Source organism: Acinetobacter sp. 228 (assembly GCF_048147885.1).
This window is the reverse complement of the sequence record NZ_JAYWYV010000509.1, coordinates 1-1,111: the sequence shown is the minus strand read 5'-3', so window position 1 is coordinate 1,111 and position 1,111 is coordinate 1. Positions and strand designations below refer to the sequence as shown.

Genomic DNA, 1,111 nt, shown 5'->3' with positions numbered 1-1,111 from the left:
AAAGAACCTAACTTGGATAAAGTATTATCGGTAATAATTCCAGAGATACGTCCTGCTTTACGTGGCACGATACCTTGCCAGCCGACTGGTAAAGGGCCTAAATGAAATCCCCAAAACTTGATTGGGTAAAACACCATTTTTAAAGCCATCCACACATGTGCCCATGTGACAAAGGCAGTGACCGGAATGATACTCAAAACGGCCCAAAAATCAGGTCTGTGTAAAAAGGTCTGCCACAATCCGCTGACGTACTCTAACATGTAAGACTCTCGTATTTATTTGTGCTCTGCTTATGGCGAGTTAACGATAAACTGTTTTGTTTTATAAACCAAACCTTAGAGAATAAGAAAATTGAATTTGTGGTTTAGTATCTGCAGCAACATCACCATTCTGGTCCGTTAATTTTTCCGCTGCGCCGATACCCACACTAAACGTACTAATTCTTTCTGAATTCAACAATACATATGCCAAATCGACACCAGCACCTAAACGAGATTTATAATCTCCGTCTACCGATTTGCTATCAAGATGTCCAGCATAAAAGCCAATATAGTAACCATTTTTATCTGTTCCAGTAAGGTAGTACGGATAGCGGAATCCGACTTGTCCTCCAGCAGTTTTATCGCCATTTAAAAATGCACCAACTTTTGCGTAAGCAATTCCATAAGGATTTACCCACTCACCATTGAGATGTAACAATTTTTGTGTAAAACCGGCGCCTACATTCCAGGTAGATGCTTTATGATCTGCTAATTTTGCTTCTGGAAGAAATGAGTAATCTTGAGCATGTGCCCAACTGCTTACTGTCAAAACTGCAAGTAAGGGATAAATTTTTCTCATTATTTTCTCCATTTTCCCTAATCGTATGGTGAGAACAAACCCTATTCTATTGAATGAGAGACTTTAACAGAATTATTTTGCTTCTTATATACAAGACTCTACAATTTTGTTGTCTACAAAGTCAAAAAAGCCAATTTGCCTCTTCACTGAAACTTTGAAAAATATGCGATATTTTAAGTGCGCTTGCGTTAGAATAAGCAGCTATTTTTATCACCATATGTCATTAAGTCGATCCGTATGAAACAGCACTTTCCTTTAAAATATATCCAGC

At 38.0% G+C, this 1,111-nt stretch carries 1 protein-coding gene and 1 pseudogene; both read right to left on the bottom strand.

Features of this window, described 5'->3' with window-relative positions; translation table 11 throughout:
• A pseudogene (locus VXQ92_RS20300) lies at positions 1-260 on the bottom strand (hypothetical protein); the annotation flags it as partial.
• Between the two features lie 61 nt (positions 261-321).
• Positions 322-840: a hypothetical protein gene (locus VXQ92_RS20295; RefSeq protein ID WP_416682997.1), complete on the bottom strand. Its 519-nt coding sequence runs from the start codon at positions 838-840 to the stop codon at positions 322-324.
• Positions 841-1,111 lie beyond the last annotated feature (271 nt).

Bases quoted from the DNA above. Each gene is read 5' to 3' on its own strand.
- VXQ92_RS20295 (WP_416682997.1), bottom strand. From the start codon at position 840: ATGAGAAAAATTTATCCCTTACTTGCAGTTTTGACAGTAAGCAGTTGG.